The sequence below is a fragment of the Enterobacter chinensis genome, assembly GCF_034008295.1.
In the GTDB taxonomy this organism is placed as follows: Bacteria; Pseudomonadota; Gammaproteobacteria; order Enterobacterales; family Enterobacteriaceae; genus Enterobacter; species Enterobacter chinensis.
Window position 1 is genome coordinate 236,805 of record NZ_JARDVI010000004.1, and the last position, 26,477, is coordinate 263,281.

Below are 26,477 nucleotides of genomic sequence, written 5' to 3' on the forward strand. Positions count from 1 at the left end.
AATTAGGGCTTAGACAATATGGACGTAATTCGTTTTTTGATTGATTTCATCCTGCATATTGATGTTCACCTGGCGGAGCTGGTCGCGCAGTATGGCGTCTGGGTTTACGCCATTCTGTTCCTCATTCTGTTTTGTGAAACCGGTCTGGTCGTGACCCCGTTCCTGCCAGGAGATTCCCTGCTGTTCGTCGCCGGGGCGTTATCTGCGTTACCCACCAATGACCTGAACGTGCACCTTATGGTTGTGCTGATGGTGATTGCCGCCATTGTCGGTGATGCGGTCAACTATACGATTGGACGCGTGTTCGGTGAGCGGCTTTTCCGCAATCCTGATTCGAAAATTTTCCGTCGTAGCTATTTAGATAAAACCCATGCGTTTTATGAACGCCATGGCGGAAAAACCATTATCCTTGCGCGCTTTGTGCCTATTGTGCGCACATTTGCACCGTTTGTGGCAGGAATGGGGCATATGTCCTATCGTCATTTTGCGGCATATAACGTGGTTGGCGCACTGCTCTGGGTACTGCTGTTTACCTATGCAGGCTACCTGTTTGGCGATCTTCCGATCGTGCAGGAAAACCTTAAGTTACTGATTGTAGCGATTATTGTGCTTTCCGTACTGCCAGGCGTTATCGAAATTATTCGTCACAAACGTGCGGCGGCAAAACAAGCGAAGTAAAGGCACGCTGGCGGTTCGACCACTTTTTTATCCAAAGTTTCGGGCTGTTATGTTTTAATGTGCAACATTCATGGTCTGTTGGAGGCAAAAATGGCATTATTCGCCTCTTATAGCAAAACTGGCATACGACCAGGTTCAGGCAGAAAGGTTATCAATGAGCTGGATTGAACGAATTAAAAGCAACATTACCCCAACGCGCAAAGCGAGCATTCCTGAAGGGGTATGGACGAAGTGTGATAGCTGCGGCCAGGTTCTGTATCGCGCAGAGCTGGAGCGCAACCTTGAGGTGTGTCCGAAGTGTGACCACCATATGCGTATGTCGGCGCGCAACCGCCTGCATAGCCTGCTGGACGAAGGTTCTCTGGTAGAACTGGGCAGCGAGCTTGAGCCAAAAGACGTGCTGAAGTTCCGCGACTCCAAAAAATACAAAGATCGTCTGGCCTCTGCACAGAAAGAGACCGGCGAGAAAGATGCGCTGATCGTCATGAAAGGCACCCTGCATGAGATGCCGGTTGTTGCCGCTGCGTTTGAGTTCGCCTTTATGGGCGGCTCAATGGGCTCCGTGGTCGGTGCGCGCTTTGTGCGTGCCGTTGAGCAGGCGCTGGAAGACAACTGCCCGCTGATCTGCTTCTCTGCCTCCGGCGGAGCACGTATGCAGGAAGCGTTGATGTCTCTGATGCAGATGGCGAAAACCTCTGCAGCGCTGGCGAAAATGCAGGAGCGCGGTCTGCCGTATATCTCCGTGCTGACTGACCCAACCATGGGCGGCGTCTCCGCAAGCTTCGCGATGCTGGGCGATCTGAACATCGCTGAGCCAAAAGCGCTGATCGGCTTTGCGGGTCCTCGTGTTATCGAGCAGACCGTTCGTGAAAAACTGCCGCCTGGCTTCCAGCGCAGTGAGTTCCTCATCGAAAAAGGCGCCATCGACATGATCGTCCGCCGTCCGGAAATGCGCCTGAAGCTGGCGAGTGTCCTGGCGAAGCTGATGAATCTGCCAGCGCCGAACCCGGATGAACCGCGCGAAGGCGTGGTGGTACCGGATCAGGAACCCGAGGCCTGATAACTGAAAAGGGCAGGGCCGGATGGCGCTGCCCTTTTGCTTTCTAATCTGTTAATGACAACCGGGCATTATGGAAAATAAAAGCATTCCCCAAGCCACGTCGCCCCTGGCCGCGTGGCTTTCTTATCTGGAAAACCTGCACAGTAAAACCATCGATATGGGGCTTGAGCGCGTAAGCCAGGTCGCCGCGCGTCTTGATGTGCTCAAACCGGCACCTTTCGTGTTCACCGTTGCGGGTACCAACGGCAAAGGCACCACCTGCCGTACGCTGGAATCCGTGCTGATGGCTGCGGGTTACAGGGTAGGCGTTTACAGCTCTCCACATCTGGTACGCTACACCGAGCGGGTGCGCGTGCAGAACAGCGAACTGCCGGAGTCGGCGCATACGGCGTCGTTCGCGGAAATTGAAGCCGCGCGCGGTGAGATCTCATTAACCTATTTCGAATACGGCACCCTGTCGGCACTGTGGCTGTTCAGGCAGGCGCAGCTGGATGTAGTGATTCTGGAAGTTGGCCTCGGCGGACGACTTGATGCAACCAACATGGTGGATGCGGACGTGGCGGTGGTTACCAGCATCGCGCTGGACCATACCGACTGGCTGGGGCCGGATCGTGAAAGCATTGGCCGCGAGAAGGCCGGTATTTTCCGGGCCAATAAGCCCGCCGTGGTCGGCGAGCCAGATATGCCACACACTATTGCTGACGTGGCAAACGAGAAGGGCGCGCATCTGCTGCGCCGCGGCGTTGACTGGCAGTATGAAGTGCATGACAACGGCTGGTGTTTTAGCGATGCACAGGGCGTGCTCGATAATCTGCCATTGCCGCAGGTTCCACAGCCTAACGCGGCAACCGCCCTGGCGGCACTTCGTGCGAGCGGGCTTGTGGTCAGCGAGCATGCGATCCGCGACGGCATTCAGAACGCAATTCTGCCCGGGCGTTTCCAGATTGTTAGCGAGTCACCGCGTTTGATTCTGGATGTGGCGCACAACCCCCATGCGGCGGCGTATCTCGCGGGACGTCTCAAATCGTTACCAAAAACCGGGCGCGTGCTGGCGGTTATCGGTATGCTTCATGATAAAGATATCGGCGGGACGCTGGCCTGCATGGAGAGTGTGGTCGATAGCTGGTATTGTGCCCCTCTGGAGGGACCGCGCGGCGCGACGGCTGAGCAGTTGATGGAACATCTCGGCAAAGGCGCAATCTATAGTAGCGTGGCTCAGGCCTGGCATGCCGCGATGGCGGATGCTAAACCAGAAGATACCGTGCTGGTGTGTGGTTCATTCCACACGGTGGCACATGTCATGGAAGTGATGGACGCGGGGAGAACCGGTGGCGAGTAAGTTTCAGAACCGTTTAACAGGAACCATTGTGCTGGTCGCGCTCGGGGTGATTATTCTCCCGGGGTTGCTCGACGGGCAGAAAAAGCATTATCAGGATGAGTTTGCCGCTATTCCGCTGGTCCCTAAACCGGGTGACCGCGATGAGCCGGATATGCTGCCAGCGGCGACGCAGGCGCTTCCTGCTCAGCCACCGGAAGGGGCGGCGGAAGAGGTTCGTGCCGGCGATGCCGCAGCACCGTCGCTCGATCCGTCTCGCCTGGCGGCAACGAGCAACAGCGACATCGATCCTGTGCCGGTAGAGCAGCCTAAACCTGTAGAAAAACCAAAGCCGGTCGACAAACCGCAGCCGAAACCGCAGCGTGACAAAACGGCAGACCAGCTTGCCGCTGCGTCAGAGACGCCTCCGCCAGCGAAACCGACTCAGCAAGACGCCGCTGCCCCAACGGGTAAAGCCTATGTTGTGCAACTGGGCGCGCTGAAAAATGCGGATAAAGTCAATGAGGTGGTGGGCAAACTGCGCAGTGCGGGATATCGTGTTTACACTTCACCTGGCACGCCGGTGCAGGGTAAAATTACCCGTATTCTCGTGGGGCCAGAAGCGTCTAAAGAAAAGCTGAAAGGTTCGCTCGGCGAGCTGAAGCAGATCTCCGGCCTGAGCGGTGTAGTGATGAGCTACAGCGCGAACTAAGTACGACCTGCTCCTTAAAGAGAGAGGCGATAAGCCACGGCGTTGAACATTTTTTCAGCGCCTTTTTTATTTACGCGGGGGAAGGAAATCCCTACGCAAACGTTTTCTTTTTCTGTTAGAATTCGCCCCGAACTGGATGACAGGGCGTTAAATCGTGGGACACATATGGTCTGGATTGATTACGCCATCATTGCGGTGATTGGTTTTTCCTGTCTGGTTAGCCTGATCCGTGGCTTTGTTCGTGAAGCGTTATCGCTGGTGACTTGGGGTTGTGCTTTCTTTGTCGCCAGTCATTACTACACTTACCTGTCTGTCTGGTTCACGGGCTTTGAAGATGAACTGGTCCGAAATGGAATCGCCATCGCGGTGCTGTTTATCGCGACGCTGATTGTTGGCGCTATCGTGAATTACGTGATAGGCCAGCTGGTCGAGAAAACCGGTCTGTCAGGAACGGACAGGGTGCTTGGGATCTGTTTCGGGGCATTACGAGGCGTGCTGATTGTGGCCGCGATCCTGTTCTTCCTGGATACCTTCACCGGGTTCTCCAAAAGCGAAGACTGGCAGAAATCGCAGCTCATTCCAGAGTTCAGCTTCATCATCAGATGGTTCTTTGACTATCTGCAAAGCTCGTCGAGTTTTTTGCCCAGGGCATAAACCCTGAGATGTGGCTTAACGAGGAAAAGACGAATGTGCGGTATTGTCGGTATCGCCGGTTTCATGCCGGTAAACCAGTCGATTTATGACGCGTTATCGGTGCTTCAGCACCGTGGGCAGGATGCTGCGGGTATCATCACCATTGATGCAAACAACTGCTTCCGTTTACGCAAGGCGAATGGCCTGGTAAACGATGTGTTTGAAGCCCGCCATATGCAGCGTCTGCAAGGTAATATGGGTATCGGTCACGTTCGTTATCCTACTGCTGGCAGTTCCAGCGCTTCTGAGGCACAGCCTTTCTACGTCAACTCACCGTACGGTATCACTCTTGCTCATAACGGCAACCTGACCAACGCGCATGAGCTGCGTAAAAAGCTGTTCGAAGAGAAACGTCGCCACATTAACACCACCTCTGATTCTGAAATCCTGCTCAATGTGTTCGCCAGCGAGCTGGATAACTTCCGTCACTACCCGCTGGAAGCAGACAACGTCTTTGCTGCTGTCGCTGCAACAAACCGCCAGATCCGCGGTGCGTACGCCTGCGTGGCGATGATCATCGGTCACGGCATGGTGGCCTTCCGCGATCCAAACGGCATTCGTCCGCTGGTGCTCGGCAAGCGCGACCTCGGTGATGGTCGTACCGAATATATGGTTGCATCTGAAAGCGTGGCGCTGGATACCCTGGGCTTTGAGTTCCTGCGTGACGTTGCGCCGGGCGAAGCGGTCTACATTACCGAGAAAGGCCAGCTGTTTACCCGCCAGTGTGCTGATAACCCGGTCAGCAACCCGTGCCTGTTTGAATACGTTTACTTTGCCCGCCCGGACTCCTTCATCGACAAGATTTCCGTCTACAGCGCGCGCGTGAACATGGGCACCAAGCTGGGCGAGAAGATTGCCCGCGAGTGGGACGATCTCGACATCGACGTCGTCATTCCTATCCCGGAAACCTCTTGCGATATCGCGCTGGAAATCGCCCGTATTCTGGATAAGCCATACCGCCAGGGCTTCGTGAAGAACCGCTACGTTGGCCGTACCTTTATCATGCCTGGACAGCAGCTGCGTCGTAAGTCCGTGCGCCGTAAACTGAACGCCAACCGCGCCGAGTTCCGCGACAAGAACGTTCTGCTGGTGGATGACTCCATCGTTCGCGGTACCACCTCTGAGCAGATTATCGAGATGGCGCGCGAAGCGGGTGCGAAGAAAGTCTACCTGGCTTCTGCGGCACCAGAGATTCGCTTCCCGAACGTGTACGGTATTGATATGCCAACCGCTAACGAGCTGATCGCTCACGGTCGCGAAGTGGATGAAATTCGCCAGATCATCGGTGCCGACGGCCTGATTTTCCAGGATCTGAACGATCTCATCGACGCGGTGCGCGCCGAGAACCCGGATATTCAGCAGTTTGAATGCTCCGTGTTTAACGGTATTTACGTGACCAAAGACGTTGACCAGCAGTACCTCGACTATCTGGATTCGCTGCGCAACGACGATGCGAAAGCCGTCCAGCTGCAGAACGATCTCGAAAGCTTAGAGATGCACAACGAAGGTTGATCTCTCTGCAAGTGAGGGCGCTCGCCCTCACTTGCAACTCCCCGCAAAATCCTGCACAGTCTGCCCTGAAATCAGTAAGGGCGAAAATCATGAAACGACTCATTGTTGGGCTCAGCGGCGCCAGTGGCGCGATTTACGGCGTACGTCTGTTACAGGTTCTGCGTAACGTGGCGGAAGTCGAGACCCATCTGGTGATGAGCCAGGCGGCGCGACAGACCCTCTCTCTGGAAACCGATCTCTCCCTGCGCGATGTTCAGGCCCTGGCGGATGTCGTTCACGACGCCCGTGATATCGCCGCCAGCATCTCCTCAGGCTCGTTTAAAACGGCCGGCATGGTTATCCTGCCCTGTTCAATTAAAACGCTCTCCGGCATTGTGAACAGCTATACCGATACCCTGGTAACCCGCGCGGCGGATGTGGTGCTGAAGGAGCGTCGTCCTCTGGTGCTCTGCGTGCGGGAAACGCCGTTGCACCTGGGCCACCTGCGCTTAATGACCCAGGCCGCCGAGCTCGGCGCGGTCATCATGCCGCCGGTACCGGCGTTTTATCATCGCCCAGTCACGCTGGATGACGTGATTAATCAGACCGTTAACCGCGTGCTGGATCAGTTTGACATTGACCTGCCTGAAGATCTCTTCACCCGCTGGCAGGGGGCCTGATTCTGTGCACAAACAGAGTGCATGAAAAGAGACGTTGCCCTGTTTCAGGGCAATTATGCAACGGCGATCATATCCTCGACATTTAATTCGTTTTTTCCCTTTTTCTCTTTCCGGTTCGTTCGGCAGACCTGCTATCTTTCACCATTAAGGCAATATCGCAACGTTTTATTAACATATTTAACGTCGAAGTTTTGACCAGACGGCAATGTGGCATAAGACCTGCAAGATGAAGCCTGCAACACAACACACAACACAATACATAATAAAATCACGGTATTTGAGGGTAAATGTATGAAGAAGACGGTTCTGGCTCTGTCTTTGCTCGTGGGGTTAAGTGCGGCAGCAGGTAGCTACGCAGCGCTTCCACAGACGGTTCGTATCGGTACAGACGCAACCTACGCGCCATTCTCTTCCAAGGATGCGAAAGGCGATTTCGTGGGGTTTGATATCGATCTGGGTAATGAAATGTGCAAACGCATTGCGGTGAAATGCACATGGGTGGGCAGCGACTTTGACGCGTTAATCCCGTCGCTGAAAGCCAAGAAAATCGACGCCATTATCTCTTCTCTCTCTATCACCGAAAAACGTCAGCAGGAGATTGCCTTCTCTGACAAGCTCTACGCCGCGGATTCTCGCCTGATTGCCTCTAAAGGTTCCCCGATTAAGCCAACCATCGACTCGCTGAAAGGCAAGCATGTCGGCGTGCTTCAGGGATCGACTCAGGAAGGTTATGCCAATGCGACCTGGCGTGAGAAGGGCGTAGACGTGGTGGCTTACCAGAACCAGGATCTGATTTACTCGGACCTGGCGGCAGGCCGTCTGGATGCGGCATTCCAGGATGAAGTCGCCGCGAGCGAAGGCTTCCTGAAGCAGCCAGCGGGTAAAGACTACGCATTTGCGGGCCCGTCTGTGAAAGACAAAAAGTACTTTGGCGATGGTACCGGTATTGGCCTGCGTAAGGATGATACCGAGCTGAAAGCCGCCTTCGACAAAGCCTTTGCAGAGCTGCGTAAAGACGGTACCTACGACAAACTGGCGAAGAAATACTTCGACTTCAACGTATACGGTGACTAAGACCTGGCGCTAACGCACTGCAAAGGTGCGTTGCGGGAGCGGTTGACCCAATGCAGTGCATTTAATGCACTGTGTTGGGTCGCTGTGTGCATACTTACGCATTTATAATGCAAAAAATCCCGCCTGAAAGGCATTAATCTTTGCCTGACAGAGGGGATTGATGGCACATTAGCACCACCCCGTCGTCGTAAAAATCCCGTATGAAGACAGTTTGTTGAGGATAAATATGAAAAAACTCGTGTTGTCATTATCTCTGGTGCTGGCCTTTTCCAGCGCCACCGCGGCATTCGCAGCCATTCCGCAGAAAATTCGGATTGGTACCGATCCAACCTATGCGCCGTTCGAATCGAAGAATTCAAAGGGTGAACTGGTGGGTTTTGACATCGATCTGGCCAATGAGCTGTGCAAACGCATCAAAGCACAGTGTACCTACGTTGAGAACCCGCTGGATGCACTGATCCCTTCTCTGAAAGCGAAAAAAATCGACGTAATCATGTCCTCGCTTTCCATCACCGAAAAACGCCAGCAGGAGATTGCCTTCACCGACAAACTCTACGCAGCCGATTCTCGACTGGTGGTGGCTAAAGCTTCTGATATTCAGCCAACGCTGGAGTCGCTGAAAGGCAAACGCGTGGGGGTGCTGCAGGGCACCACGCAGGAAACCTACGGTAACGAACACTGGGCACCGAAGGGGATTGAAATTGTCTCTTATCAGGGCCAGGAAAATATCTATGCAGACCTGACGGCAGGCCGTATCGATGCAGCATTCCAGGATGAAGTCGCGGCGAGCGAAGGCTTCCTGAAAACGCCGGTAGGTAAAGATTACAAGTTTGGCGGTCCGTCCATTAAGGATGTGAAGTTGTTTGGCGTGGGCACCGGTATGGGCCTGCGCAAAGAAGACAACGAACTGCGTGAGGCGCTGAATAAAGCGTTTGCTGAGATGCGCGCTGACGGCACTTACGACAAACTGGCGAAAAAGTACTTTGATTTTAATGTTTACGGCGGCTAATCGCCCCGTCAAATAACGTGCGGCCCCTCCCGCTGCGGGAGGGGAAAAGACACGGTTCCACCACTCACGATACGACAGGGCTCGCGGTATGCTGTACGGATTTTCTGGCGTTATTTTACAGGGCGCGCTTGTCACCCTTGAGCTGGCTATCAGCTCCGTGGTGCTGGCGGTGCTGATAGGTCTGGCGGGCGCAGGGGCGAAGCTTTCAGCTAACAAACCGCTGGCGCTAATCTTTGAAGGCTATACCACGCTCATTCGCGGCGTTCCCGATCTGGTGCTGATGCTGCTTATCTTTTACGGTCTGCAGATTGCGCTGAACAGCGTGACGGATGCGATGGGCATGGGACAAATTGATATCGACCCGATGGTGGCCGGTATTATTACCCTCGGCTTTATCTACGGTGCCTACTTCACCGAAACCTTCCGCGGTGCTTACATGGCCGTGCCGAAAGGTCACATTGAGGCGGCAACCGCATTTGGTTTTACCTCTTCACAAACGTTTCGTCGGATTATGTTCCCGGCCATGATGCGCTATGCGCTGCCCGGCATCGGCAACAACTGGCAGGTTATCCTCAAAGCCACAGCGCTGGTCTCGCTGCTGGGCCTGGAAGATGTGGTGAAAGCCACTCAGCTGGCAGGTAAAAGCACCTGGGAGCCGTTCTACTTTGCGGTGGTCTGTGGCGTTATCTATCTGGTCTTTACGACCGCCTCCAATGGTGTGCTGCTTCTGCTCGAGCGTCGCTACTCCGTGGGTGTGAAGAGGGCTGACCTGTGATTGAGATTATTCAGGAATACTGGAAATCGCTGCTGTGGACAGATGGCTACCGCTTTACCGGCGTGGCGATTACGCTCTGGCTGCTGATCTCCTCCGTGTTGATGGGCGGCATTCTGGCGGTGTTTCTTGCCATTGGCCGCGTGTCGAACAATAAATTTATTCAGTTCCCGATCTGGCTGTTTACCTATGTCTTTCGCGGTACGCCGCTGTACGTGCAGCTGCTGGTGTTCTATTCGGGGATGTATACGCTTGAGATCGTAAAAGGCACTGAGATGCTGAATGCGTTCTTCCGAAGCGGTCTGAACTGTACGGTGCTGGCGTTGACGCTCAATACCTGCGCCTATACCACCGAGATTTTCGCGGGAGCAATTCGCTCTGTGCCTTACGGCGAAATTGAAGCGGCGCGTGCGTACGGCTTTTCCTCAGTGAAGCTTTACCGCTGCATCATTCTGCCGTCGGCGCTGCGTATCGCGTTACCGGCGTACAGCAACGAAGTGATTTTGATGCTGCACTCCACCGCGCTGGCCTTCACCGCGACGGTGCCGGACCTGCTCAAAATTGCGCGCGATATTAACTCCGCGACCTATCAGCCGTTTACCGCGTTTGGCATTGCGGCAGTACTCTATTTAATTATCTCTTATGTTTTGATTAGCCTGTTCCGTAAGGCTGAAAAACGCTGGTTGCAGCATATAAAACCTTCTTCGACGCACTGAGAAAGATGATGGCTGAGAACAAATTAAACGTTATTGATTTGCACAAACGCTACGGCGAACATGAAGTGCTGAAAGGGGTGTCGCTGCAGGCGAATGCGGGCGACGTGATCAGTATCATCGGCTCATCCGGCTCGGGTAAAAGTACCTTCCTGCGCTGCATTAACTTCCTTGAAAAGCCGAGTGAAGGCTCGATTGTTGTGAGCGGGCAGAATATTACGCTGGTGCGTGACAAAGACGGCCAGCTGAAGGTGGCAGATAAGCATCAGCTGCGTCTGCTGCGTACGCGTCTGACGATGGTGTTCCAGCACTTCAACCTCTGGAGCCATATGACGGTGCTGGAGAACGTAATGGAAGCACCGATTCAGGTGCTGGGCCTGAGCAAGCAGGAAGCGCGCGAGCGCGCGGTGAAATACTTGGCGAAAGTGGGTATCGACGAGCGGCAGCAGATGAAATACCCGGTGCATCTCTCCGGCGGACAGCAGCAGCGTGTCTCCATCGCCCGCGCGCTGGCGATGGAACCCGAGGTGCTGCTGTTCGACGAGCCGACTTCAGCACTGGACCCGGAACTCGTCGGTGAAGTGCTGCGCATCATGCAGAAGCTGGCAGAAGAGGGTAAAACGATGGTAGTGGTGACGCACGAGATGGGCTTCGCCCGTAACGTCTCGAACCACGTTATCTTCCTGCATCAGGGTAAAATTGAAGAGCAGGGGCACCCCGATGAGGTGCTGGCGAACCCGCAAAGCCCACGTTTGCAGCAGTTCCTTAAAGGCTCTCTGAAGTAGGTTTTGCCTTTCTCCCTCTCCCTGTGGGAGAGGGTCGGGGTGAGGGCATCATACCGCAGTGCCGCCCAATCGCCCGGTGGCGCTTCGCTTACCGGGCCTACTAATTCCGTTGCCGGCCGGCATACTCCAGCCGATACACCCAGTCGTCATAGCGCACGCCGTCAATCTCATACGCCTTTTCCAGCACCTGCGTGCGCACAAACCCGGCTTTCTCAAGCACCCGAACCGACCCGCCGTTGTCCGCCAGCACGTACGCGTTGATCGCTTTCACGCCGGTCTGGTTAAACGCATAATCACACACCGCGCGCAGCGCCTCGCTGGCGATACCTTTTCCCTGCGCGGCAGGCACAACTGTATAGCCGATATCGGCCTCTTCACGATTCTCTGGGCTGATTTGCAGGCCGATATCGCCAAGCGGCGTGTCATCATCCTGAAAGCGGATCACAAAGACATGTGCAGCCGTGAGTCGCGCGGCAAACACGCGTCGGGTCTCTTTTTCCGGGGTGATGGCGCCCATATAGCGCATGATATTGCGGTCTTCCCGCAGCGAGCGAAAGAAGGCCCAGTCAGTGGGTTCGAAAGGGGTGAGGTGCAGACGGGGTGTGGTGATGGTTGCCATTGTTACGCCATTTGATCAAAACATGGCGTATGACTGTAGCATATTCACCGCACCACATCCCCCAGCGCCTCTTCTAATTCATACCAGCGGAACGCAAAGCCGGCCGCTTCCAGCCGTTTTGGCAGCGCGCGCTGCCCGCCCAGTACCAGCACAGACGCTTCACCCATCATCAGGCGAATCACTGTGGCAGGCACGCGCAAAATCGCCGGGCGATGCAGGGCATGTCCCAGCGCGTGGGCAAACTGTTCGTTACGCACCGGATACGGCGCAACCATGTTAAACGGCCCGCGCAGATCGTTATCCAGCAGCCAGAGAATACCGTTGACCATATCGTCGATATGGATCCAGGCCAGATACTGACGGCCATTGCCGATGGGGCCGCCGAGTCCGAGCCTGAAAGGGGGAAGCATCTTCGCCAGAATGCCGCCTTTCGGCGAGAGGACGACACCGGTCCGCAGCAGGCAAACGCGGGTACGATCGCTCTGCGCCGCGCAGGCGAGACGCTCCCACTGGGCGCAGAGCTTATGGGTAAACTCGTTATGCGGCGGCTCTTCCTCGGTCACCACCACCTCGCCGAGATCGCCGTAATAGCCCACTGCTGAACCTGAAATCAGCACTGAAGGCGGCGTGTGGCTGTTGCGGATCAGCTCGACCAGCTTTTCGGTGATGTTCCACCGGCTGCTGCATAACAGCTGTTTTTGCTCTTCCGTCCAGCGCTTATCGGCAATGGGTTCACCCGCGAGGTTAATGACGGCGTCGAAGCCGTCCAGATTTTGCTGCTCGGTCAGATTTTTCCAGATATCAATACCTGCCCCTAGCACCTGGCGCGCTTTCTCAGGGCTGCGCGTGACCACGGTAATATCGTGATGCAAGGCCTGCAGACGCGCAATAAGATGACGACCAATGAGGCCAGTACCGCCGGTCAGCAAAATCTTCATACAACCTCCAGGGTTACGCCTGGCGTTTCCAGCTTAACGCCATAGAGACGGAGTCGGCGTAACGCAGGGCGTGAAGTTTATCGATCTCAACTTCAGCATAAGTGACCCAGTGATGTTCGCGTGCGATATCGAGCACATCCTGAGTTAATTTTTCCAGCAGAGAGAAGCGGTTATTTTCCACGTACTGGATGATGTTTTTGGTTATTGTGCGGTAGTTCAGCGCGTCATTAATGTCTTCGCTGGCCCGCGCTTTTTCTGCGGGGTAGTGAATCACCACGTTAATGACAATATCCTGACGGTTGGCGATCTCTTCCTCTTTGATGCCGATAAAGGTACGCAAGCGTAAATTTTTTATACGAATAACAGCGTCTGGCTGTGACATTGCAGGTCTTCTCCGTGTCAGTATTTCCCGCTCATCATACATGAGAGGCTCGCGGGCACCCAGCCTCATACCGCGTTAAATCTGCTGGATTTTTTGCATCGCGCGTTCGGTGGCCGGGCGGGTCCGAATGCGTTCAAACCAGTTGTTCACGGCCGGGTAAGCGGATAAGTCAATTCGGTGTTTTTCATGCGTATTCACCCACGGCCAGCAGGCGATATCGGCAATGCTGTAATGATCGCCCCCGAGCCACGGTGTTTTCTCCAGCCGACGGTTCAGAACGTCATAGAGCCGTTGAGTCTCTACCTGATAGCGTTCTATCGCATAAGGAATGGGCTGCGGGGCGTAAGCGGTAAAATGGTGATTTTGCCCCAGCATCGGCCCAAGTCCGCTTGCCTGCCAGAAGAGCCATTGCAGGGTATGGTGACGCTCGCGCAACTCTCCGCTCAGCAGTTTGCCGGTTTTTTCCGCCAGGTAGAGCAATATTTCACCGGATTCAAACAGGCTCAGCGGTCTGCCCCCGTCCACCGGCTGGTTATCGATAATTGCCGGGATTTTATTGTTCGGCGAGATAGCCAGAAAGAGAGGACTGAACTGATCGCCTTTGCTGATATCCACGCGAATGATCCTGTAATCCAGTTCGGCTTCCTCAAGAAAGAGGGTGATCTTATGGCCGTTTGGGGTAGGGGCATAATAAAGGTCGATCATTCTCAACTCCTGTCCATGCGAAGAGTGGTGCCATGACAAATGAGTATAGGTGGTTGTTGTAAATCGTGAGTTTTCATCAAGTGACAGCGAGGCAAAGAGATTATATGTTGAGTGAAAACCGATCAGCCGATGAGGATGTTATGAACCAGCCCGTAATCACGTTGTGGTCCGATGCGAATTTCTTTTCTCCCTATGTTATGAGCGTATACGTTGCGCTGGCCGAAAAAGGGCTCACTTTTACGCTGAAGACCGTTGATCTCGACGGCGGTGAACATCTCAAACCGCAGTGGCAGGGTTACGACCTGACCCGACGCGTGCCGGTGCTGGAAATTGATGGCTTTGCCCTGAGCGAATCATCGGCGATTGATGAATATCTGGAAGATCGGTTCGCGCCGCCCGAGTGGGAGCGTATCTATCCTCACGACCTGCAAAAGCGCGCCCGGGCGCGGCAGATCCAGGCGTGGCTGCGTAGCGATCTGGTACCGATTCGCGTGGAACGCTCGACGGATGTCGTATTTGCCGGGGTGAAAAAGCCAGCGCTCAGCGCAGAAGGCACCGAAAGCGCACAGAAACTAATTGAAACCGCCACCGCGCTGCTATCCCATGGTAACCCGAACCTGTTCGGCGAGTGGTGCATTGCCGACATCGATCTGGCGTTGATGCTAAACCGTTTGATACTCAACGGTGATGAGGTGCCTCAGCTGCTGGTCGATTATGCAGCGTTTCAGTGGCAGCGAGCCTCCGTGCAGCGCTATGTGGCACTCTCCGCTAAGCGCGCGGGCTGATAAGCCCAGACGCTTCAGGTATGATGAGGGCAGTCTGTTTTCCCGAGGAGTGACTGATGAAACTGATGTTTGCGTCGGATATCCATGGATCGCTGCCCGCTACCGAGCGTGTGCTCTCTCTGTTTACACAAAGCGGCGCGCAGTGGCTGATCATTCTGGGTGATGTGCTCAATCACGGCCCGCGTAATGCGCTGCCGGACGGCTATGCCCCTGCGCAGGTGGCTGAAAAACTGAATGCGCATGCCTCGCGTATCATCGCCGTGCGCGGCAACTGCGACAGCGAAGTGGACCAGATGCTGCTGCATTTTCCCATTACCGCGCCGTGGCAACAGGTGCTGCTGGAAGACAGCCGCCTGTTCCTGACCCATGGGCATCTTTTTAGCCCGGATAATCTCCCGGCGCTCGCGGCTGGCGATGTCCTGGTTTACGGTCATACTCATATTCCGGTTGCTGAAAAACACGGTGATATTTATCACTTTAACCCGGGTTCGGTCAGCATACCGAAAGGCGGATATCCTGCGAGCTATGGCATGCTGGATGGAAATACGCTAAGCGTTATCGCACTTAATGATCAGCAAGTTATTGCGCAGGTAGCGATTAATCCGTAAGTTACACCTCAACTGCAAACGCGCCGAAAGAGCGCTTAGACGAGAAGGTTTCCCGATGGTGGAGCAGAGTCATTTGGCAAGTACAGAGTGGGTTGACATTGTCAACGAAGAGAATGAAGTGATCGCGCAGGCCAGCCGCGAACAAATGCGTGCGGAGCGTCTGCGTCACCGCGCAACGTATATTGTTGTGCACGACGGTATGGGCAAAATTTTGGTCCAGCGCCGTACGGACACCAAAGATTTTCTCCCTGGTATGCTGGATGCCACTGCAGGCGGCGTTGTCCAGGCGGATGAAGTGCTGCTGGATTCTGCGCGTCGTGAAGCGGAAGAAGAGTTAGGCATTGCCGGTGTGCCGTTTGCCGAGCACGGCCAGTTCTATTTCGAGGATGAACATTGCCGCGTCTGGGGCGGGCTGTTTAGCTGCGTCTCTCACGGGCCTTTCGCCCTGCAGGAAGAAGAAGTCAGCGAAGTGAACTGGATGACGCCGGAAGAGATTACCGCGCGCTGCGACGAGTTCACGCCGGATTCGTTAAAAGCGCTGGCACTGTGGATGACCCGCAACGCCAAAAACGAATCCGCTAAGCCAGAAAGCAAAGCGGAAAAAGAGGAAGAGGCTGAGTAAGCCTTAACAGCTTTCCCGCAGGCACAGGCTGGACGCGATGGGTTTATGGTCGCGCCAGTCTCCGTCATTCAGACGTTCCAGTAACGCTTTCCCGGCTTCAATCCCAATCTTACGATGCGGTACCGCCATCGTCGTCAGCGGCGGCTGACAGACGCGGCTGACGTCGCTATCGCCAAAACCCACTACCGCCAGATCGTCCGGCACCTTGATTCGTCTGCGCTGGCACTCGTACAGCGCACCGCAGGCCAGCTCGTCAGAGACGCATACCAGCGCATCCAGCTCGGGCCAGGCCAGCAGAAATTCAGGCAGTTGCGCTGCGCCGGTCGAGAAACTCGGCGACATCGCCGCGTTAATGACCCGATTCGGTGACATATGGTGGCGAAGCATAGCTTTGTACCAGCCCTGCAGATGCTGCTGGAAAATCCACTGCTCCTGGTTGGCGCACAGCAGGCCAATATTTTGGTAGCCGCGCTTAATCACCATTTCCGTAAGCTCATACATGGCCGCCACGTTATCAATCCCGATATTCATATCAATCGGGTCGGCACGCATGGCACCCATTTCCATTACCGGAATGGAGGCATTTTTTAGCCAGTGACGAACGGTGTCGGTATGTTCAACGCTGAGCAGGATAGCGGCAGCAATATTCGACGCCAGCAGCGTCTCCAGCAACTTTTCTTCCTGCTCAAGGCGGTGCTGGGATTCAGCCAGCATGATCTGATACCCGGCAGGCTGCAGCACCTGCTGCAGCCCGGCAAACATCTCCGAGCAGCCAGCTTCGGAGAGATTAGGCACCACCATGGCGATTGTCCATGACGACGCCGAGGCCAGGGCGCTGGCGGCAAGATTAGGCATGTAGCCCAGCTCCTGCACCGCAGCTTCAATTTTTTCTCGTAGTTTATCGGAAACCTGTTCAGGCGTGCGGAGTGCACGGGACACGGTCATCGTGCCTACACCGGCAAGCTGTGCGACATCGGCGAGTGTCACTTTACCAGTACTACGCCGTTTTCGGGTTAAAGACATACACCTTCCTGCTGACCAGACGCGTTCTTCTTTTCCTTCGCTTCACGTGACAGGCAGTATACGCCTTAAATCCCTTTTTTTGCTGTGATTTAGCGCCGTGATTGCAATTTGATAGCGCTATCACATTTCTGCATGTTAACGATTGGTAGCGCTATCTTTGTGATCGCGATCGCAGTCATTCAGCGATGTGTTGAATAAAGTTTGCTCATCTTTAGCGTGTAGCGGGAGTGAAAAGTGCTCAAAAAATGGATATATGATACAACCATCACGCTGCAGGATAGCGTGGAAAACTGGCCGCAGGCGCTGGAGCTGTGCGCGAAGCCGCTACTGGATTTGCAGGTGATTGAGCCTGAATACGTCACGGCCATCATTCAGCAGCACCACACGTTAGGACCCTATTATGTGCTGGCACCAGGGCTAGCCATGCCGCATGCGCGGCCGGAGGAAGGAGCCAAAGGACTGGGGTTGTCATTATTAAAACTAAAACAGGGCGTCTCGTTTGGTGCCGGTGAGTTTGACCCTGTCGACGTCATTATTATGCTCGCGGCACCCGACAAAAATAGTCATATCGAGATAATCTCATCGCTGGCTGAATTATTTTCCAGCGATGCAGATATGGCCGAACTGCATCAGGCGAATACCCTGGAGGAGATAAAAACGATTATTGACCGCTTCTGATTTAACTCTTTAATCCGATTATTCACAACATTACGCGCCAGCGTGGTGGGGCGTACTCTACTCAAAATAAGGGGACAATAATGAAAATCATGGCTATTTGCGGTTCCGGCCTGGGCAGTAGTTTTATGGTCGAAATGAATATTAAAAAGGTGCTTAAAAAGCTGGAGATTGAGGCTGACGTTGAACACTCCGATCTCTCCTCGGCCACGCCGGGCGCGGCCGATCTTTTCGTGATGGCAAAAGACATTGCGGCCAGCGCCAGCGTGCCGGAATCCCAGCTGGTGGTGATCAACAACATCATAGATATCAACGAACTTGAAGCGCAATTGCGCGCCTGGTTCGAAAGACAATAACCCTGATAAGGCGAGGTGGATATGTTTATCCTTGAAACGCTGAATTTCGTTGTTGATATTTTAAAAGTCCCTTCGGTGCTGGTGGGGTTAATTGCGTTAATCGGTCTGGTTGCGCAGAAAAAAGCGTTTTCCGACGTGGTGAAAGGGACCATTAAAACCATACTAGGCTTTATTGTTCTGGGCGGCGGCGCCACGGTGCTGGTCGGGTCATTAAATCCTTTAGGCGGTATGTTTGAACACGCCTTTAATATTCAGGGCATTATTCCAAATAACGAGGCGATTGTTTCCATTGCACTGGAAAAATACGGTGCTTCAACCGCACTGATTATGGCTTTCGGAATGGTGGCGAATATTATCGTCGCGCGCTTTACCCGCCTGAAGTATATCTTCCTGACCGGACATCACACCTTCTACATGGCGTGCATGATTGGCGTGATCCTGACGGTAGCGGGCTTTGAGGGCGTAGGGTTGGTCTTTACCGGATCGCTGATCCTGGGTCTTATCATGGCTTTCTTCCCGGCGATTGCGCAGCGCTACATGAAGCGCATTACCGGCAACGATGAGATCGCCTTTGGCCACTTCGGCACGCTGGGCTACGTGCTGTCCGGCTGGATTGGCAGCAAGGTCGGCAAAGGCTCACGCTCAACCGAAGAGATGAACCTGCCGAAGAACCTGAGCTTCCTGCGCGACAGCTCGATCTCTATCTCCCTGACCATGATGATTATCTACCTGATCATGGCGGTGAGCGCCGGACGTGAGTACGTTGAGGCGACCTTCAGCGGCGGTCAGAACTACCTTGTCTACGCCATCATCATGGCAATTACCTTCGCGGCGGGCGTGTTCATCATCCTGCAGGGCGTACGCCTGATTCTGGCGGAAATCGTCCCGGCCTTTACAGGCTTTTCGGAAAAACTGGTGCCCAATGCGCGTCCAGCCCTGGACTGTCCGGTGGTCTATCCGTATGCGCCAAACGCGGTGCTGATTGGCTTCCTGTTCAGCTTCCTCGGGGGAATTGTAGGGTTGTTCATCTGCGGTCAGTTCAGCTGGGTGCTGATCCTGCCGGGCGTGGTGCCGCATTTCTTCACCGGCGCAACGGCGGGCGTGTTTGGTAACGCCACCGGCGGACGACGCGGGGCAATGATTGGTGCCTTCGCCAACGGCCTGCTGATCACCTTCCTGCCGGTTCTGCTGCTGCCGGTACTGGGCGCAATTGGCTTTGCCAACACCACCTTCTCGGACGCTGATTTCGGCGCCGTCGGGATTGTGCTCGGCAACCTGGCGCGCTTCCTGTCGCCGCTTGCCATTACCGGGCTGGTTGTGGCGTTGTTCGCGCTGCTGGTGGCGTACAACGTCTTCGCGAAAAACAAACCTGCGGGCGGTAACGCGCAGGAAAACACCGGAGCCAAATCATGAATGAGAAAGAGATAACCGAACTCGCGCGTCAAATTCGTCTTGAGACCCTGAAATCGCTGACGCAGCTTGGGTTTGGCCACTACGGCGGCAGCATGTCGGTGGTTGAAACGCTGGCCGTGCTTTACGGCGCGGTGATGAAAATCGACCCGGCGGACCCGGACTGGCCAGAGCGAGACTATTTTGTCCTGTCGAAAGGTCATGCGGGCCCGGCGCTCTACAGCACGCTGGCGATCAAGGGCTACTTCCCGGTGGAAGAGTTGAGCACTCTGAACCAGAACGGTACGCGCCTGCCAAGCCACCCGGACCGCCTGAAAACGCGCGGCGTGGATGCCACCACCGGTTCGCTGGGACAGGGGATTTCCATCGCAGGCGGAATGGCGTTGTCACACAGGCTGGCAGGAAGGCCAAACCGGGTATTTTGCATCGTTGGCGATGGCGAGCTGAACGAAGGCCAGTGCTGGGAGGCGTTCCAGTTTATCGCCCACCATCGCCTGAACAACCTGACGGTGTTCGTGGACTGGAACAAACAGCAGCTGGATGGCGAACTGGATGAGATCATCAGCGCATTCGACCTGGAGGGGAAATTCCGCGCCTTTGGCTTTGACGTGGCGACGGTGAAGGGCGACGACATTCCGGGTCTGCTGGCAGTGACGTCGCGGGTCCCGGCGGCCGATGCGCGTCCGTTAGTCGTCATCCTCGACAGTATCAAAGGGCAGGGGGTGCCGTACCTGGAGCAGCTCAGCAACTCGCACCACCTGCGATTGACCGCGGAGAGCAAAGCTGCCCTCAACGAGACGATTCGCCAACTGGAGGCTTCACATGATTAAGGTTGCACTGCCACGACAGAAAGATGCCGTTGAGATGCGTAAAGTCTACGCGGGTTTTGTGGCAAAACAGATTGAGGCTGGCAGTGAGATTATCGCTCTGGAAGCCGACCTGATGAGCTCGATGGCGATGGATGGTGTCGCGCGCGATTATCCGCAGCACGTGATTAACTGCGGCATTATGGAAGCCAACGTCATCGGCACGGCGGCGGGGCTGTCGCTTACCGGACGCAAGCCGTTCGTGCACACCTTCACCGCGTTTGCCAGCCGCCGCTGCTTCGACCAGCTGTTTATGTCCCTGGACTACCAGCGCAACAACGTAAAGGTGATTGCCTCGGATGCAGGCGTGACGGCCTGTCATAACGGCGGAACCCATATGTCGTTTGAGGATATGGGCATCGTGCGTGGTCTGGCACACTCGGTGGTGCTGGAGGTGACCGACGCGGTGATGTTTGAGGACGTGCTGCGTCAGCTTATCGATCTGGAAGGTTTCTACTGGGTGCGCACCATCCGCAAGCAGGCGCCGAGCGTGTATGCGCCGGGCTCAACCTTCACCATCGGCAAAGGCAACGTGCTGCGCGAGGGGAGTGATATTACGCTTATTGCCAACGGCATTATGGTAGCGGAAGCGCTGGAGGCGGCGCATCAGCTGGAGCAGGAGGGCGTCAGCGCGGCGGTCATCGACATGTTTACCCTGAAGCCCATCGACCGGATGCTGGTGAAGAACTACGCCGAGAAAACCGGACGGATTGTGACCTGTGAAAACCACAGCATTCACAACGGGCTGGGGTCGGCGGTGGCGGAAGTGCTGGTGGAAACCTGCCCGGTACCGATGCGTCGGGTGGGGGTAAAAGAGCGTTACGGCCAGGTGGGGACGCAGGAGTTCCTGCAGAAGGAGTATGGCCTGACGGCACATGACATTGTGTCGGCGGCGAGAGAGTTGTTGTAATAAAAAAGGCGACTCTGTAGTCGCCTTTCTTGCCGGATGGCGCTTCGCTTATCCGGCCTACAAAACCGTAGGCCCGGTAAGCGCTAGCGCCACCGGGCTTTTTATCTTACTGCTGCTGCTGCGAAGACTGGATCGCGGTCAGCGCGATGGTGTAGACGATATCGTCAACCAGCGCACCACGGGACAGATCGTTCACAGGTTTGCGCATACCCTGCAGCATTGGCCCGATGGAGATCAGGTCTGCAGAACGCTGTACCGCTTTGTAGGTGGTGTTACCGGTGTTCAGATCCGGGAAGATGAACACGGTAGCGCGACCTGCAACCGGAGAGTTCGGCGCTTTGGATTTCGCAACGTCAGCCATAACGGCGGCATCGTACTGCAGCGGGCCGTCGATCATCAGGTCAGGACGTTTTTCCTGTGCCAGACGGGTCGCTTCACGCACTTTCTCTACGTCGCTACCTGCACCAGAGGTACCGGTGGAGTAGGAGAGCATCGCCACGCGAGGTTCGATACCGAAGGCAATCGCGGAGTCCGCAGACTGGATAGCGATTTCAGCCAGCTGCTCTGCAGTTGGATCCGGGTTAATCGCACAGTCGCCGTAAACGTAAACCTGTTCAGGCAGCAGCATGAAGAAGACGGAAGAGACCAGAGAACTGCCCGGTGCCGTTTTGATCAGCTGCAGCGGTGGACGAATGGTGTTCGCGGTGGTGTGAACTGCACCGGAAACCAGACCGTCAACTTCGTCCTGTTCCAGCATCAGCGTACCCAGCACCACGTTGTCTTCCAGCTGTTCGCGCGCAACGGCTTCGGTCATGCCCTTGCTCTTACGCAGCTCAACCAGACGGGCAACGTAGCTTTCGCGGACCACTTCAGGGTCAACGATTTCGATGCCAGTGCCCAGCTCAACGCCCTGAGACGCCGCAACGCGGTTGATCTCATCCGGGTTACCCAGCAGCACACAGGTCGCGATGCCGCGCTCTGCACAGATAGCCGCTGCTTTAACGGTACGTGGTTCGTCGCCTTCTGGCAGAACAACGCGCTTGCCTGCTTTACGCGCCAGCTCGGTCAGCTGGTAACGGAATGCTGGAGGAGACAGACGGCGGCTGCGCTCGGAGGTCGCAGTCAGGGATTCGATCCAGTCTGCGTTGATGTAACCCGCAACGTATTCCTGAACTTTCTCGATACGCTCGTGGTCATCAACCGGCACTTCCAGGTTGAAGCTCTGCAGGCTCAGGGAGGTCTGCCAGGTATTGGTGTTCACCATGAAGACCGGCAGGCCGGTCGCAAATGCGCGCTCGCACAGTTTGCCGACGCGTGGGTCCATTTCGTAAGCACCGGTCAGCAGGATGGCACCGATTTCCACGCCGTTCATCGCGGCCAGACACGCAGCAACCAGCACGTCAGGACGGTCTGCGGAAGTCACCAACAGGGAACCTGCGCGGAAGTGTTCCAGCATGTGCGGAATGCTACGCGCACAGAAGGTCACGGACTTCACGCGGCGGGTGTTGATGTCGCCTTCGTTAACCACGGTCGCGTTCAGGTGACGCGCCATGTCGATTGCACGGGTGGCGATCAGATCGAAGCTCCATGGCACCGCGCCCAGTACTGGCAGCGGGCTGGATTCCTGCAGTTTAGCCGGGTCAATTTTGACAACTTTCGCTTTGGAAGAGTCGTCGAAGATTTCGGACAGGTCAGGGCGAGTGCGGCCCTGTTCATCAACTGGCGCGTTCAGCTTGTTCACGATCACGCCGGTGATGTTGGTATTTTTCGCGCCGCCGAAGCTGCTGCGCGTCAGTTCGATACGCTCGTTCAGTTGCTCTGGGGTATCGGTGCCCTGAGACATCACGAAAACGATCTCTGCGTTCAGGGTTTTCGCAATTTCGAAGTTCAGAGACTGGGCAAACTGGTGTTTGCGCGTCGGGACCAGGCCTTCAACCAGCACCACTTCAGCGTCTTGCGCGTTAGCATGGTAGTTGGCGATGATCTCTTCCATCAGCACGTCTTTCTGGTTGCTGGACAGCAGAGATTCAACGTGGCTCATCTTCAGCGGTTCAGCCGCTGGCAGATTGGAGTTCTTACGAACGATGGAGGTGGTCTGGTCTGGCGCATCGCCACCGGCACGTGGCTGGGCGATTGGCTTAAAGACGCTCAGACGAACGCCTTTGCGTTCCATAGCACGGATAACGCCAAGGCTGACGCTGGTCAGGCCGACGCTGGTTCCGGTAGGGATCAGCATAATAGTACGGGACACGGTTTATCCTCTTTCGTTACCGCCCAAATGTGGCGGGTTACAAAACAGCACCGCCAGCATTGCTGGCGGTGTGGAATCAGGCAGTCAGGCGGTGCGCGTCTTGCGCGATGACCAGTTCTTCGTTCGTTGGGATAACGAGAGCAGGGCGGGTGCCTTCTTTGTTGATGAAGCCAGACTTGCCGAAGCGGGCAGCCAGGTTACGTTCGTGATCAACGTCGAAGCCCAGAACGCCCAGTTTGCCCAGGGACAGTTCACGAACCATTGCCGCGTTCTCACCGATACCGCCGGTGAAGATAACCGCGTCCAGACGACCGTCCATCAGCGCAGTGTAAGAGCCGATGTACTTCGCCAGACGGTGGCAGTAAACGTCCATTGCACGTTTAGCGTCTTCTTTGTCTGCGTAGTTGTCTTCAACGTAACGGCAGTCGCTGGTGACTTCGGTCAGACCCAGCAGGCCAGACTCTTTGGTCAGCATTTTGTTGATCTGGTCAACGCTCATGCCCAGGGTGTCGTGCAGGTGGAAGATGATCGCCGGGTCGATGTCACCGGAACGAGTACCCATCACCAGACCTTCCAGCGGGGTCAGACCCATGGAGGTATCAACACATTTACCGTTGCGGATAGCAGAAACAGAACCACCGTTGCCCAGGTGGCAGGTGATGATGTTCAGTTCTTCAACCGGCTTGTTCAGAACTTTTGCGGCTTCCTGCGTCACATAGAAGTGGCTGGTGCCGTGCGCGCCGTAACGACGTACGCCGTGTTCTTTGTACAGGCTGTATGGCAGGGCATAGAGGTAAGATTCTTCCGGCATGGTCTGATGGAACGCGGTGTCGAATACGGCCACGTTTTTGTTTTTCAGATTCGGGAAGGATTTCAGCGCTTCAGCGATACCGATCAGGTGCGCCGGGTTGTGCAGCGGTGCGAAGGACGCAGAGTCCTTGATGCCCTGGATTACAGATTCGTCGATCACAACGGAGCTGGTGTATTTTTCGCCGCCGTGGACGATACGGTGACCAATCGCAGTCAGCTGAGCAGACAGTTCTGGTTTTTGTGCCAGAATAGTGTTAACGATAAAGTTCAGCGCTTCACTGTGAGCGGCGCCTGCACCTAAAGCCGCTTCTTGTTTGCTGCCGTCCATCTTCCACTTGATACGTGCTTCAGGCAGATGGAAACATTCGGCCAAACCAGAGAGGTATTCGTCACCGTTGAGCGCATCGATGATGGCGAATTTCAGTGAGGAGCTACCGCAGTTCAGAACCAGTACTAACTTACTCGACATGGAAGTACCTATTATTGATACGTGGCTAAAAAAACGTCAGTGAGTCTAACAGCGTAACGCATGATGACTCAGACATTTATGATTAACATCATGCCAAACGAACATTGTGGCATGATGGAAGAAATAACTATGATTTTATGCCATTTTGCACAATTTTCAGCCAATGGCATAATATGCAATAATTTGACGAGTTAATGATTCTCGTCTAAGGCCCTATCAGGCTGGCACAGGATACCCGATACGGGGTAGAGATGACAAAATATTTTGAACGTTGTCATAGCTTGTTGTGGTTTTGCACGAAAATTTTAATTTTTATATGTGAAGTTGAGGTACAGCCATGTCGACACCAGAGAACCCGTCCGTAAATTTCTTCAGTCTGTTTCGTCGGGGACAGCATTACGCAAAGACGTGGCCGATGGAAAAGCGCCTTGCGCCCATGTTCATTGAGAATCGCACCATCCGCGCCACGCGCTATGCGATTCGCTTTATGCCGCCAGTTGCTGTCTTTACTTTGTGCTGGCAGATAGCGCTGGGTGGGCAGCTTGGACCTGCCGTCGCAACGGCACTCTTCGCGTTAAGCCTGCCGATGCAGGGGCTGTGGTGGTTAGGTAAACGCTCTGTCACGCCACTTCCACCTTCTATTTTACACTGGTTTTATGAAGTTCGCGGAAAACTGGAGGAGGCCGGGCAGGCGCTCGCCCCGGTCGAAGGTAAGCCGGATTACCAGGCGCTGGCGGACACGTTAAAGCGCGCTTTTAAGCAACTGGATAAAACATTCCTCGATGACTTGTGATTGATCATCGAAACGACGACGAAAAGAAGGCACAGTAACAATCAGTTACCGTGTCTTTTTTTTAAGTGCAATGCGCTACAGGAGTCGAAAGATGGAAATGACCCATGCTCAACGTCTGATTTTGTCTAACCAGTACAAGATGATGACTATGCTTGATCCCGATAACGCTGCGCGCTACAGCCGCCTGCAGACCATCGTCGAACGCGGCTTTGGTTTGCAAATGCGCGAACTGGACCGCGAGTTTGGCGAACTGAAAGAAGAAACCTGCCGCATCGTGATCGACATCATGGAGATGTATCACGCGCTGCACGTGTCCTGGACGAATCTCAAAGATCAGCAGTCCATTGACGAGCGCCGCGTGACCTTCTTAGGCTTTGATGCGGCAACGGAAGCGCGTTATCTGAGCTATGTTCGCTTTATGGTGAATACTGAAGGGCGTTATACCCACTTTGACGCGGGCACCCACGGTTTCAACGCGCAGACCCCAATGTGGGATAAATATCAGCGTATGCTGAGCGCGTGGCACGCCTGCCCGCGTCAGTACCATTTAAGCAGCAACGAAATTCAACAAATCATTAATGCCTGACGGAGGTGCGTGTGCAGTGTAGAGGTTTTCTGTTTGATCTGGACGGTACGCTGGTGGATTCGCTGCCGGTTGTGGAGCGTTCATGGTGTCATTGGGCTGACAGACATGGCATCGACCATCAGGAGGTGCTGAATTTTATCCATGGCAAACAGGCCATTACCTCGCTACGGCACTTTCTGGCCGGACGCTCTGAGGACGAAATTCAGGCGGAGTTCAAATACCTGGAACACATTGAAGCCACTGACACGGACGGCATCACCGCATTGCCAGGGGCGCGCGAACTGCTTGAGCATCTGAACGAAGCGCAGATCCCGTGGGCTATCGTCACCTCAGGCTCTATTCCCGTCGCCCACGCCCGTCATAAGGCGGCTGGTTTACCGAAGCCGGAAGTGTTTATCACTGCGGAGCGCGTCAAGCGTGGTAAACCCGAACCCGATGCATTTTTACTGGGTGCTGAACTGCTGGGCCTCGCCCCTGCAGAGTGTGTGGTAGTAGAAGATGCGGCTGCTGGCGTACTGGCCGGGCTGAACGCCGGAAGCCACGTTATCGCCGTGAACGTTCCGGCTGGGTCCCCCCGCCTGGAGGAGGCTGACTTTGTGCTGAGTTCTCTGACGGCACTGGCTGTTTCAAAAGCCTCTGACGGAGTTGTAACCGTCTCGCTAAAAATGTAAACCCATGATATTGCCC

General features: G+C 55.1%; 30 protein-coding genes. 23 read left to right on the top strand and 7 right to left on the bottom strand.

Features of this window, described 5'->3' with window-relative positions; translation table 11 throughout:
• Positions 1–18: 18 nt before the first annotated feature.
• From PYW49_RS13845 to hisP, 12 genes are all read left to right on the top strand, one after another.
• Positions 19–678, top strand: coding sequence for a DedA family protein (locus PYW49_RS13845; RefSeq protein WP_134347754.1), 660 nt, complete (start codon positions 19–21; stop codon positions 676–678).
• 154 nt (positions 679–832) lie between these two features.
• On the top strand, positions 833–1,738 hold the full coding sequence (gene accD / locus PYW49_RS13850) for an acetyl-CoA carboxylase, carboxyltransferase subunit beta (protein ID WP_063145400.1): 906 nt from the start codon (positions 833–835) through the stop codon (positions 1,736–1,738).
• Positions 1,739–1,808: 70 nt separating this feature from the next.
• Positions 1,809–3,077 (top strand): bifunctional tetrahydrofolate synthase/dihydrofolate synthase, encoded by a 1,269-nt coding sequence (gene folC, locus PYW49_RS13855; RefSeq protein WP_320386728.1) that lies wholly within the window; start codon positions 1,809–1,811, stop codon positions 3,075–3,077.
• Positions 3,067–3,765 (top strand): cell division protein DedD, encoded by a 699-nt coding sequence (dedD, locus tag PYW49_RS13860; RefSeq protein ID WP_320386729.1) that lies wholly within the window; start codon positions 3,067–3,069, stop codon positions 3,763–3,765. The genes folC and dedD overlap by 11 nt, the downstream gene beginning before the upstream one ends.
• A 165-nt stretch (positions 3,766–3,930) precedes the next feature.
• Positions 3,931–4,419, top strand: a complete 489-nt coding sequence (gene cvpA, locus PYW49_RS13865; protein WP_000262116.1) for a colicin V production protein — start codon at positions 3,931–3,933, stop codon at positions 4,417–4,419.
• Between the two features lie 33 nt (positions 4,420–4,452).
• Positions 4,453–5,970, top strand: coding sequence for an amidophosphoribosyltransferase (gene purF, locus PYW49_RS13870; protein WP_047346639.1), 1,518 nt, complete (start codon positions 4,453–4,455; stop codon positions 5,968–5,970).
• Between the two features lie 89 nt (positions 5,971–6,059).
• Positions 6,060–6,629: a UbiX family flavin prenyltransferase gene (locus PYW49_RS13875; protein ID WP_134347757.1), complete on the top strand. Its 570-nt coding sequence runs from the start codon at positions 6,060–6,062 to the stop codon at positions 6,627–6,629.
• A 291-nt stretch (positions 6,630–6,920) separates the two neighbouring features.
• Positions 6,921–7,703, top strand: a complete 783-nt coding sequence (gene argT / locus PYW49_RS13880; RefSeq protein WP_134347758.1) for a lysine/arginine/ornithine ABC transporter substrate-binding protein ArgT — start codon at positions 6,921–6,923, stop codon at positions 7,701–7,703.
• Between the two features lie 226 nt (positions 7,704–7,929).
• Entirely contained in the window at positions 7,930–8,712 is a 783-nt protein-coding gene (hisJ, locus tag PYW49_RS13885; protein WP_023336423.1) for a histidine ABC transporter substrate-binding protein HisJ, read from the top strand.
• Positions 8,713–8,800: 88 nt separating this feature from the next.
• The gene (locus tag PYW49_RS13890) at positions 8,801–9,487 is read left to right on the top strand and encodes a histidine ABC transporter permease HisQ (protein ID WP_023336422.1); all 687 of its coding nucleotides are present in this window, start codon (positions 8,801–8,803) and stop codon (positions 9,485–9,487) included.
• Positions 9,484–10,200, top strand: a complete 717-nt coding sequence (locus PYW49_RS13895) for an ABC transporter permease (RefSeq protein ID WP_320386731.1) — start codon at positions 9,484–9,486, stop codon at positions 10,198–10,200. Before PYW49_RS13890 ends, PYW49_RS13895 begins: the two co-directional genes overlap by 4 nt.
• 8 nt (positions 10,201–10,208) lie before the next feature.
• Positions 10,209–10,982, top strand: a complete 774-nt coding sequence (gene hisP / locus PYW49_RS13900) for a histidine ABC transporter ATP-binding protein HisP (RefSeq protein ID WP_134348071.1) — start codon at positions 10,209–10,211, stop codon at positions 10,980–10,982.
• Positions 10,983–11,082: 100 nt separating this feature from the next.
• On the opposite strand, the gene PYW49_RS13905 is transcribed toward hisP, so the two are convergent.
• From PYW49_RS13905 to yfcG, 4 genes are all read right to left on the bottom strand, one after another.
• Complete coding sequence (locus PYW49_RS13905; protein WP_320386732.1) at positions 11,083–11,601, bottom strand: GNAT family N-acetyltransferase; 519 nt, start codon at positions 11,599–11,601, stop codon at positions 11,083–11,085.
• Between the two features lie 44 nt (positions 11,602–11,645).
• The gene (locus PYW49_RS13910) at positions 11,646–12,539 is read right to left on the bottom strand and encodes a TIGR01777 family oxidoreductase (protein ID WP_320386733.1); all 894 of its coding nucleotides are present in this window, start codon (positions 12,537–12,539) and stop codon (positions 11,646–11,648) included.
• A gap of 13 nt (positions 12,540–12,552) precedes the next feature.
• Complete coding sequence (gene folX / locus PYW49_RS13915; protein WP_134347762.1) at positions 12,553–12,921, bottom strand: dihydroneopterin triphosphate 2'-epimerase; 369 nt, start codon at positions 12,919–12,921, stop codon at positions 12,553–12,555.
• Positions 12,922–12,996: 75 nt separating this feature from the next.
• Positions 12,997–13,626 (bottom strand): GSH-dependent disulfide bond oxidoreductase, encoded by a 630-nt coding sequence (gene yfcG, locus PYW49_RS13920; protein WP_320386734.1) that lies wholly within the window; start codon positions 13,624–13,626, stop codon positions 12,997–12,999.
• A gap of 140 nt (positions 13,627–13,766) precedes the next feature.
• On the opposite strand from yfcG, the gene yfcF reads away from it, so the two are divergent.
• Genes yfcF through yfcD form a run of 3 tightly spaced genes read left to right on the top strand, consistent with a single transcriptional unit; the run spans position 13,767 to position 15,641 of the window.
• A complete protein-coding gene (gene yfcF, locus PYW49_RS13925) occupies positions 13,767–14,411 on the top strand; it encodes a glutathione transferase (RefSeq protein WP_134347764.1) in 645 nt (214 codons plus the stop codon).
• A 56-nt stretch (positions 14,412–14,467) separates the two neighbouring features.
• Entirely contained in the window at positions 14,468–15,019 is a 552-nt protein-coding gene (gene yfcE / locus PYW49_RS13930) for a phosphodiesterase (protein WP_320386735.1), read from the top strand.
• Positions 15,020–15,074: 55 nt separating this feature from the next.
• Complete coding sequence (yfcD, locus tag PYW49_RS13935) at positions 15,075–15,641, top strand: NUDIX hydrolase YfcD (RefSeq protein WP_134347766.1); 567 nt, start codon at positions 15,075–15,077, stop codon at positions 15,639–15,641.
• Positions 15,642–15,644: 3 nt separating this feature from the next.
• Here the strand turns inward: yfcD and PYW49_RS13940 are convergent, their stop codons facing one another.
• Entirely contained in the window at positions 15,645–16,664 is a 1,020-nt protein-coding gene (locus PYW49_RS13940; RefSeq protein ID WP_134347767.1) for a LacI family DNA-binding transcriptional regulator, read from the bottom strand.
• 234 nt (positions 16,665–16,898) lie between these two features.
• Here PYW49_RS13940 and PYW49_RS13945 point away from each other — a divergent pair, with 234 nt between their 5' ends.
• The 5 genes from PYW49_RS13945 (at position 16,899) to PYW49_RS13965 (ending at position 20,881) form a co-directional block, all read left to right on the top strand.
• Positions 16,899–17,342 carry a PTS sugar transporter subunit IIA gene (locus PYW49_RS13945; protein WP_320386737.1) on the top strand — a complete coding sequence of 148 codons (444 nt, stop codon included), beginning with the start codon at positions 16,899–16,901 and terminating at the stop codon, positions 17,340–17,342.
• Between the two features lie 80 nt (positions 17,343–17,422).
• Positions 17,423–17,695, top strand: a complete 273-nt coding sequence (locus tag PYW49_RS13950) for a PTS sugar transporter subunit IIB (RefSeq protein ID WP_134347769.1) — start codon at positions 17,423–17,425, stop codon at positions 17,693–17,695.
• Positions 17,696–17,716: 21 nt separating this feature from the next.
• Entirely contained in the window at positions 17,717–19,108 is a 1,392-nt protein-coding gene (locus PYW49_RS13955) for a PTS ascorbate transporter subunit IIC (RefSeq protein WP_063429128.1), read from the top strand.
• The gene (locus PYW49_RS13960) at positions 19,105–19,935 is read left to right on the top strand and encodes a transketolase (protein ID WP_045354309.1); all 831 of its coding nucleotides are present in this window, start codon (positions 19,105–19,107) and stop codon (positions 19,933–19,935) included. Before PYW49_RS13955 ends, PYW49_RS13960 begins: the two co-directional genes overlap by 4 nt.
• Positions 19,928–20,881 (top strand): transketolase family protein, encoded by a 954-nt coding sequence (locus PYW49_RS13965; protein WP_320386738.1) that lies wholly within the window; start codon positions 19,928–19,930, stop codon positions 20,879–20,881. Before PYW49_RS13960 ends, PYW49_RS13965 begins: the two co-directional genes overlap by 8 nt.
• A 106-nt stretch (positions 20,882–20,987) precedes the next feature.
• Here the strand turns inward: PYW49_RS13965 and pta are convergent, their stop codons facing one another.
• Both pta and ackA read right to left on the bottom strand, forming a co-directional pair.
• Positions 20,988–23,132, bottom strand: a complete 2,145-nt coding sequence (gene pta / locus PYW49_RS13970) for a phosphate acetyltransferase (protein WP_134347772.1) — start codon at positions 23,130–23,132, stop codon at positions 20,988–20,990.
• Positions 23,133–23,208: 76 nt separating this feature from the next.
• On the bottom strand, positions 23,209–24,411 hold the full coding sequence (gene ackA / locus PYW49_RS13975; RefSeq protein ID WP_134347773.1) for an acetate kinase: 1,203 nt from the start codon (positions 24,409–24,411) through the stop codon (positions 23,209–23,211).
• A gap of 337 nt (positions 24,412–24,748) precedes the next feature.
• Between ackA and yfbV the strand changes: the two genes are divergently transcribed.
• The 3 genes from yfbV (at position 24,749) to PYW49_RS13990 (ending at position 26,461) form a co-directional block, all read left to right on the top strand.
• Positions 24,749–25,204 carry a terminus macrodomain insulation protein YfbV gene (gene yfbV, locus PYW49_RS13980; protein WP_032641969.1) on the top strand — a complete coding sequence of 152 codons (456 nt, stop codon included), beginning with the start codon at positions 24,749–24,751 and terminating at the stop codon, positions 25,202–25,204.
• 91 nt (positions 25,205–25,295) lie between these two features.
• Positions 25,296–25,790 carry a YfbU family protein gene (locus PYW49_RS13985; RefSeq protein ID WP_008502874.1) on the top strand — a complete coding sequence of 165 codons (495 nt, stop codon included), beginning with the start codon at positions 25,296–25,298 and terminating at the stop codon, positions 25,788–25,790.
• 11 nt (positions 25,791–25,801) lie between these two features.
• On the top strand, positions 25,802–26,461 hold the full coding sequence (locus PYW49_RS13990; protein WP_320386739.1) for a sugar phosphatase: 660 nt from the start codon (positions 25,802–25,804) through the stop codon (positions 26,459–26,461).
• The last annotated feature ends 16 nt before the right edge of the window (positions 26,462–26,477 follow it).

What these genes read in the sequence shown, in the direction of transcription:
- yfbV (WP_032641969.1), top strand. Translation starts at nt 24,749, where the DNA reads ATGTCGACACCAGAGAACCCGTCCGTAAATTTCTTCAGTCTGTTTCGT.
- argT (WP_134347758.1), top strand. Translation starts at nt 6,921, where the DNA reads ATGAAGAAGACGGTTCTGGCTCTGTCTTTGCTCGTGGGGTTAAGTGCG.
- hisJ (WP_023336423.1), top strand. Translation starts at nt 7,930, where the DNA reads ATGAAAAAACTCGTGTTGTCATTATCTCTGGTGCTGGCCTTTTCCAGC.
- PYW49_RS13940 (WP_134347767.1), bottom strand. Translation starts at nt 16,664, where the DNA reads ATGTCTTTAACCCGAAAACGGCGTAGTACTGGTAAAGTGACACTCGCC.
- PYW49_RS13955 (WP_063429128.1), top strand. Translation starts at nt 17,717, where the DNA reads ATGTTTATCCTTGAAACGCTGAATTTCGTTGTTGATATTTTAAAAGTC.
- PYW49_RS13905 (WP_320386732.1), bottom strand. Translation starts at nt 11,601, where the DNA reads ATGGCAACCATCACCACACCCCGTCTGCACCTCACCCCTTTCGAACCC.
- yfcF (WP_134347764.1), top strand. Translation starts at nt 13,767, where the DNA reads ATGAACCAGCCCGTAATCACGTTGTGGTCCGATGCGAATTTCTTTTCT.
- cvpA (WP_000262116.1), top strand. Translation starts at nt 3,931, where the DNA reads ATGGTCTGGATTGATTACGCCATCATTGCGGTGATTGGTTTTTCCTGT.
- accD (WP_063145400.1), top strand. Translation starts at nt 833, where the DNA reads ATGAGCTGGATTGAACGAATTAAAAGCAACATTACCCCAACGCGCAAA.
- PYW49_RS13845 (WP_134347754.1), top strand. Translation starts at nt 19, where the DNA reads ATGGACGTAATTCGTTTTTTGATTGATTTCATCCTGCATATTGATGTT.
- PYW49_RS13985 (WP_008502874.1), top strand. Translation starts at nt 25,296, where the DNA reads ATGGAAATGACCCATGCTCAACGTCTGATTTTGTCTAACCAGTACAAG.
- yfcD (WP_134347766.1), top strand. Translation starts at nt 15,075, where the DNA reads ATGGTGGAGCAGAGTCATTTGGCAAGTACAGAGTGGGTTGACATTGTC.
- hisP (WP_134348071.1), top strand. Translation starts at nt 10,209, where the DNA reads ATGGCTGAGAACAAATTAAACGTTATTGATTTGCACAAACGCTACGGC.
- folX (WP_134347762.1), bottom strand. Translation starts at nt 12,921, where the DNA reads ATGTCACAGCCAGACGCTGTTATTCGTATAAAAAATTTACGCTTGCGT.
- PYW49_RS13960 (WP_045354309.1), top strand. Translation starts at nt 19,105, where the DNA reads ATGAATGAGAAAGAGATAACCGAACTCGCGCGTCAAATTCGTCTTGAG.
- PYW49_RS13875 (WP_134347757.1), top strand. Translation starts at nt 6,060, where the DNA reads ATGAAACGACTCATTGTTGGGCTCAGCGGCGCCAGTGGCGCGATTTAC.
- PYW49_RS13965 (WP_320386738.1), top strand. Translation starts at nt 19,928, where the DNA reads ATGATTAAGGTTGCACTGCCACGACAGAAAGATGCCGTTGAGATGCGT.
- PYW49_RS13890 (WP_023336422.1), top strand. Translation starts at nt 8,801, where the DNA reads ATGCTGTACGGATTTTCTGGCGTTATTTTACAGGGCGCGCTTGTCACC.
- ackA (WP_134347773.1), bottom strand. Translation starts at nt 24,411, where the DNA reads ATGTCGAGTAAGTTAGTACTGGTTCTGAACTGCGGTAGCTCCTCACTG.
- yfcG (WP_320386734.1), bottom strand. Translation starts at nt 13,626, where the DNA reads ATGATCGACCTTTATTATGCCCCTACCCCAAACGGCCATAAGATCACC.
- purF (WP_047346639.1), top strand. Translation starts at nt 4,453, where the DNA reads ATGTGCGGTATTGTCGGTATCGCCGGTTTCATGCCGGTAAACCAGTCG.
- PYW49_RS13910 (WP_320386733.1), bottom strand. Translation starts at nt 12,539, where the DNA reads ATGAAGATTTTGCTGACCGGCGGTACTGGCCTCATTGGTCGTCATCTT.
- PYW49_RS13950 (WP_134347769.1), top strand. Translation starts at nt 17,423, where the DNA reads ATGAAAATCATGGCTATTTGCGGTTCCGGCCTGGGCAGTAGTTTTATG.
- folC (WP_320386728.1), top strand. Translation starts at nt 1,809, where the DNA reads ATGGAAAATAAAAGCATTCCCCAAGCCACGTCGCCCCTGGCCGCGTGG.
- yfcE (WP_320386735.1), top strand. Translation starts at nt 14,468, where the DNA reads ATGAAACTGATGTTTGCGTCGGATATCCATGGATCGCTGCCCGCTACC.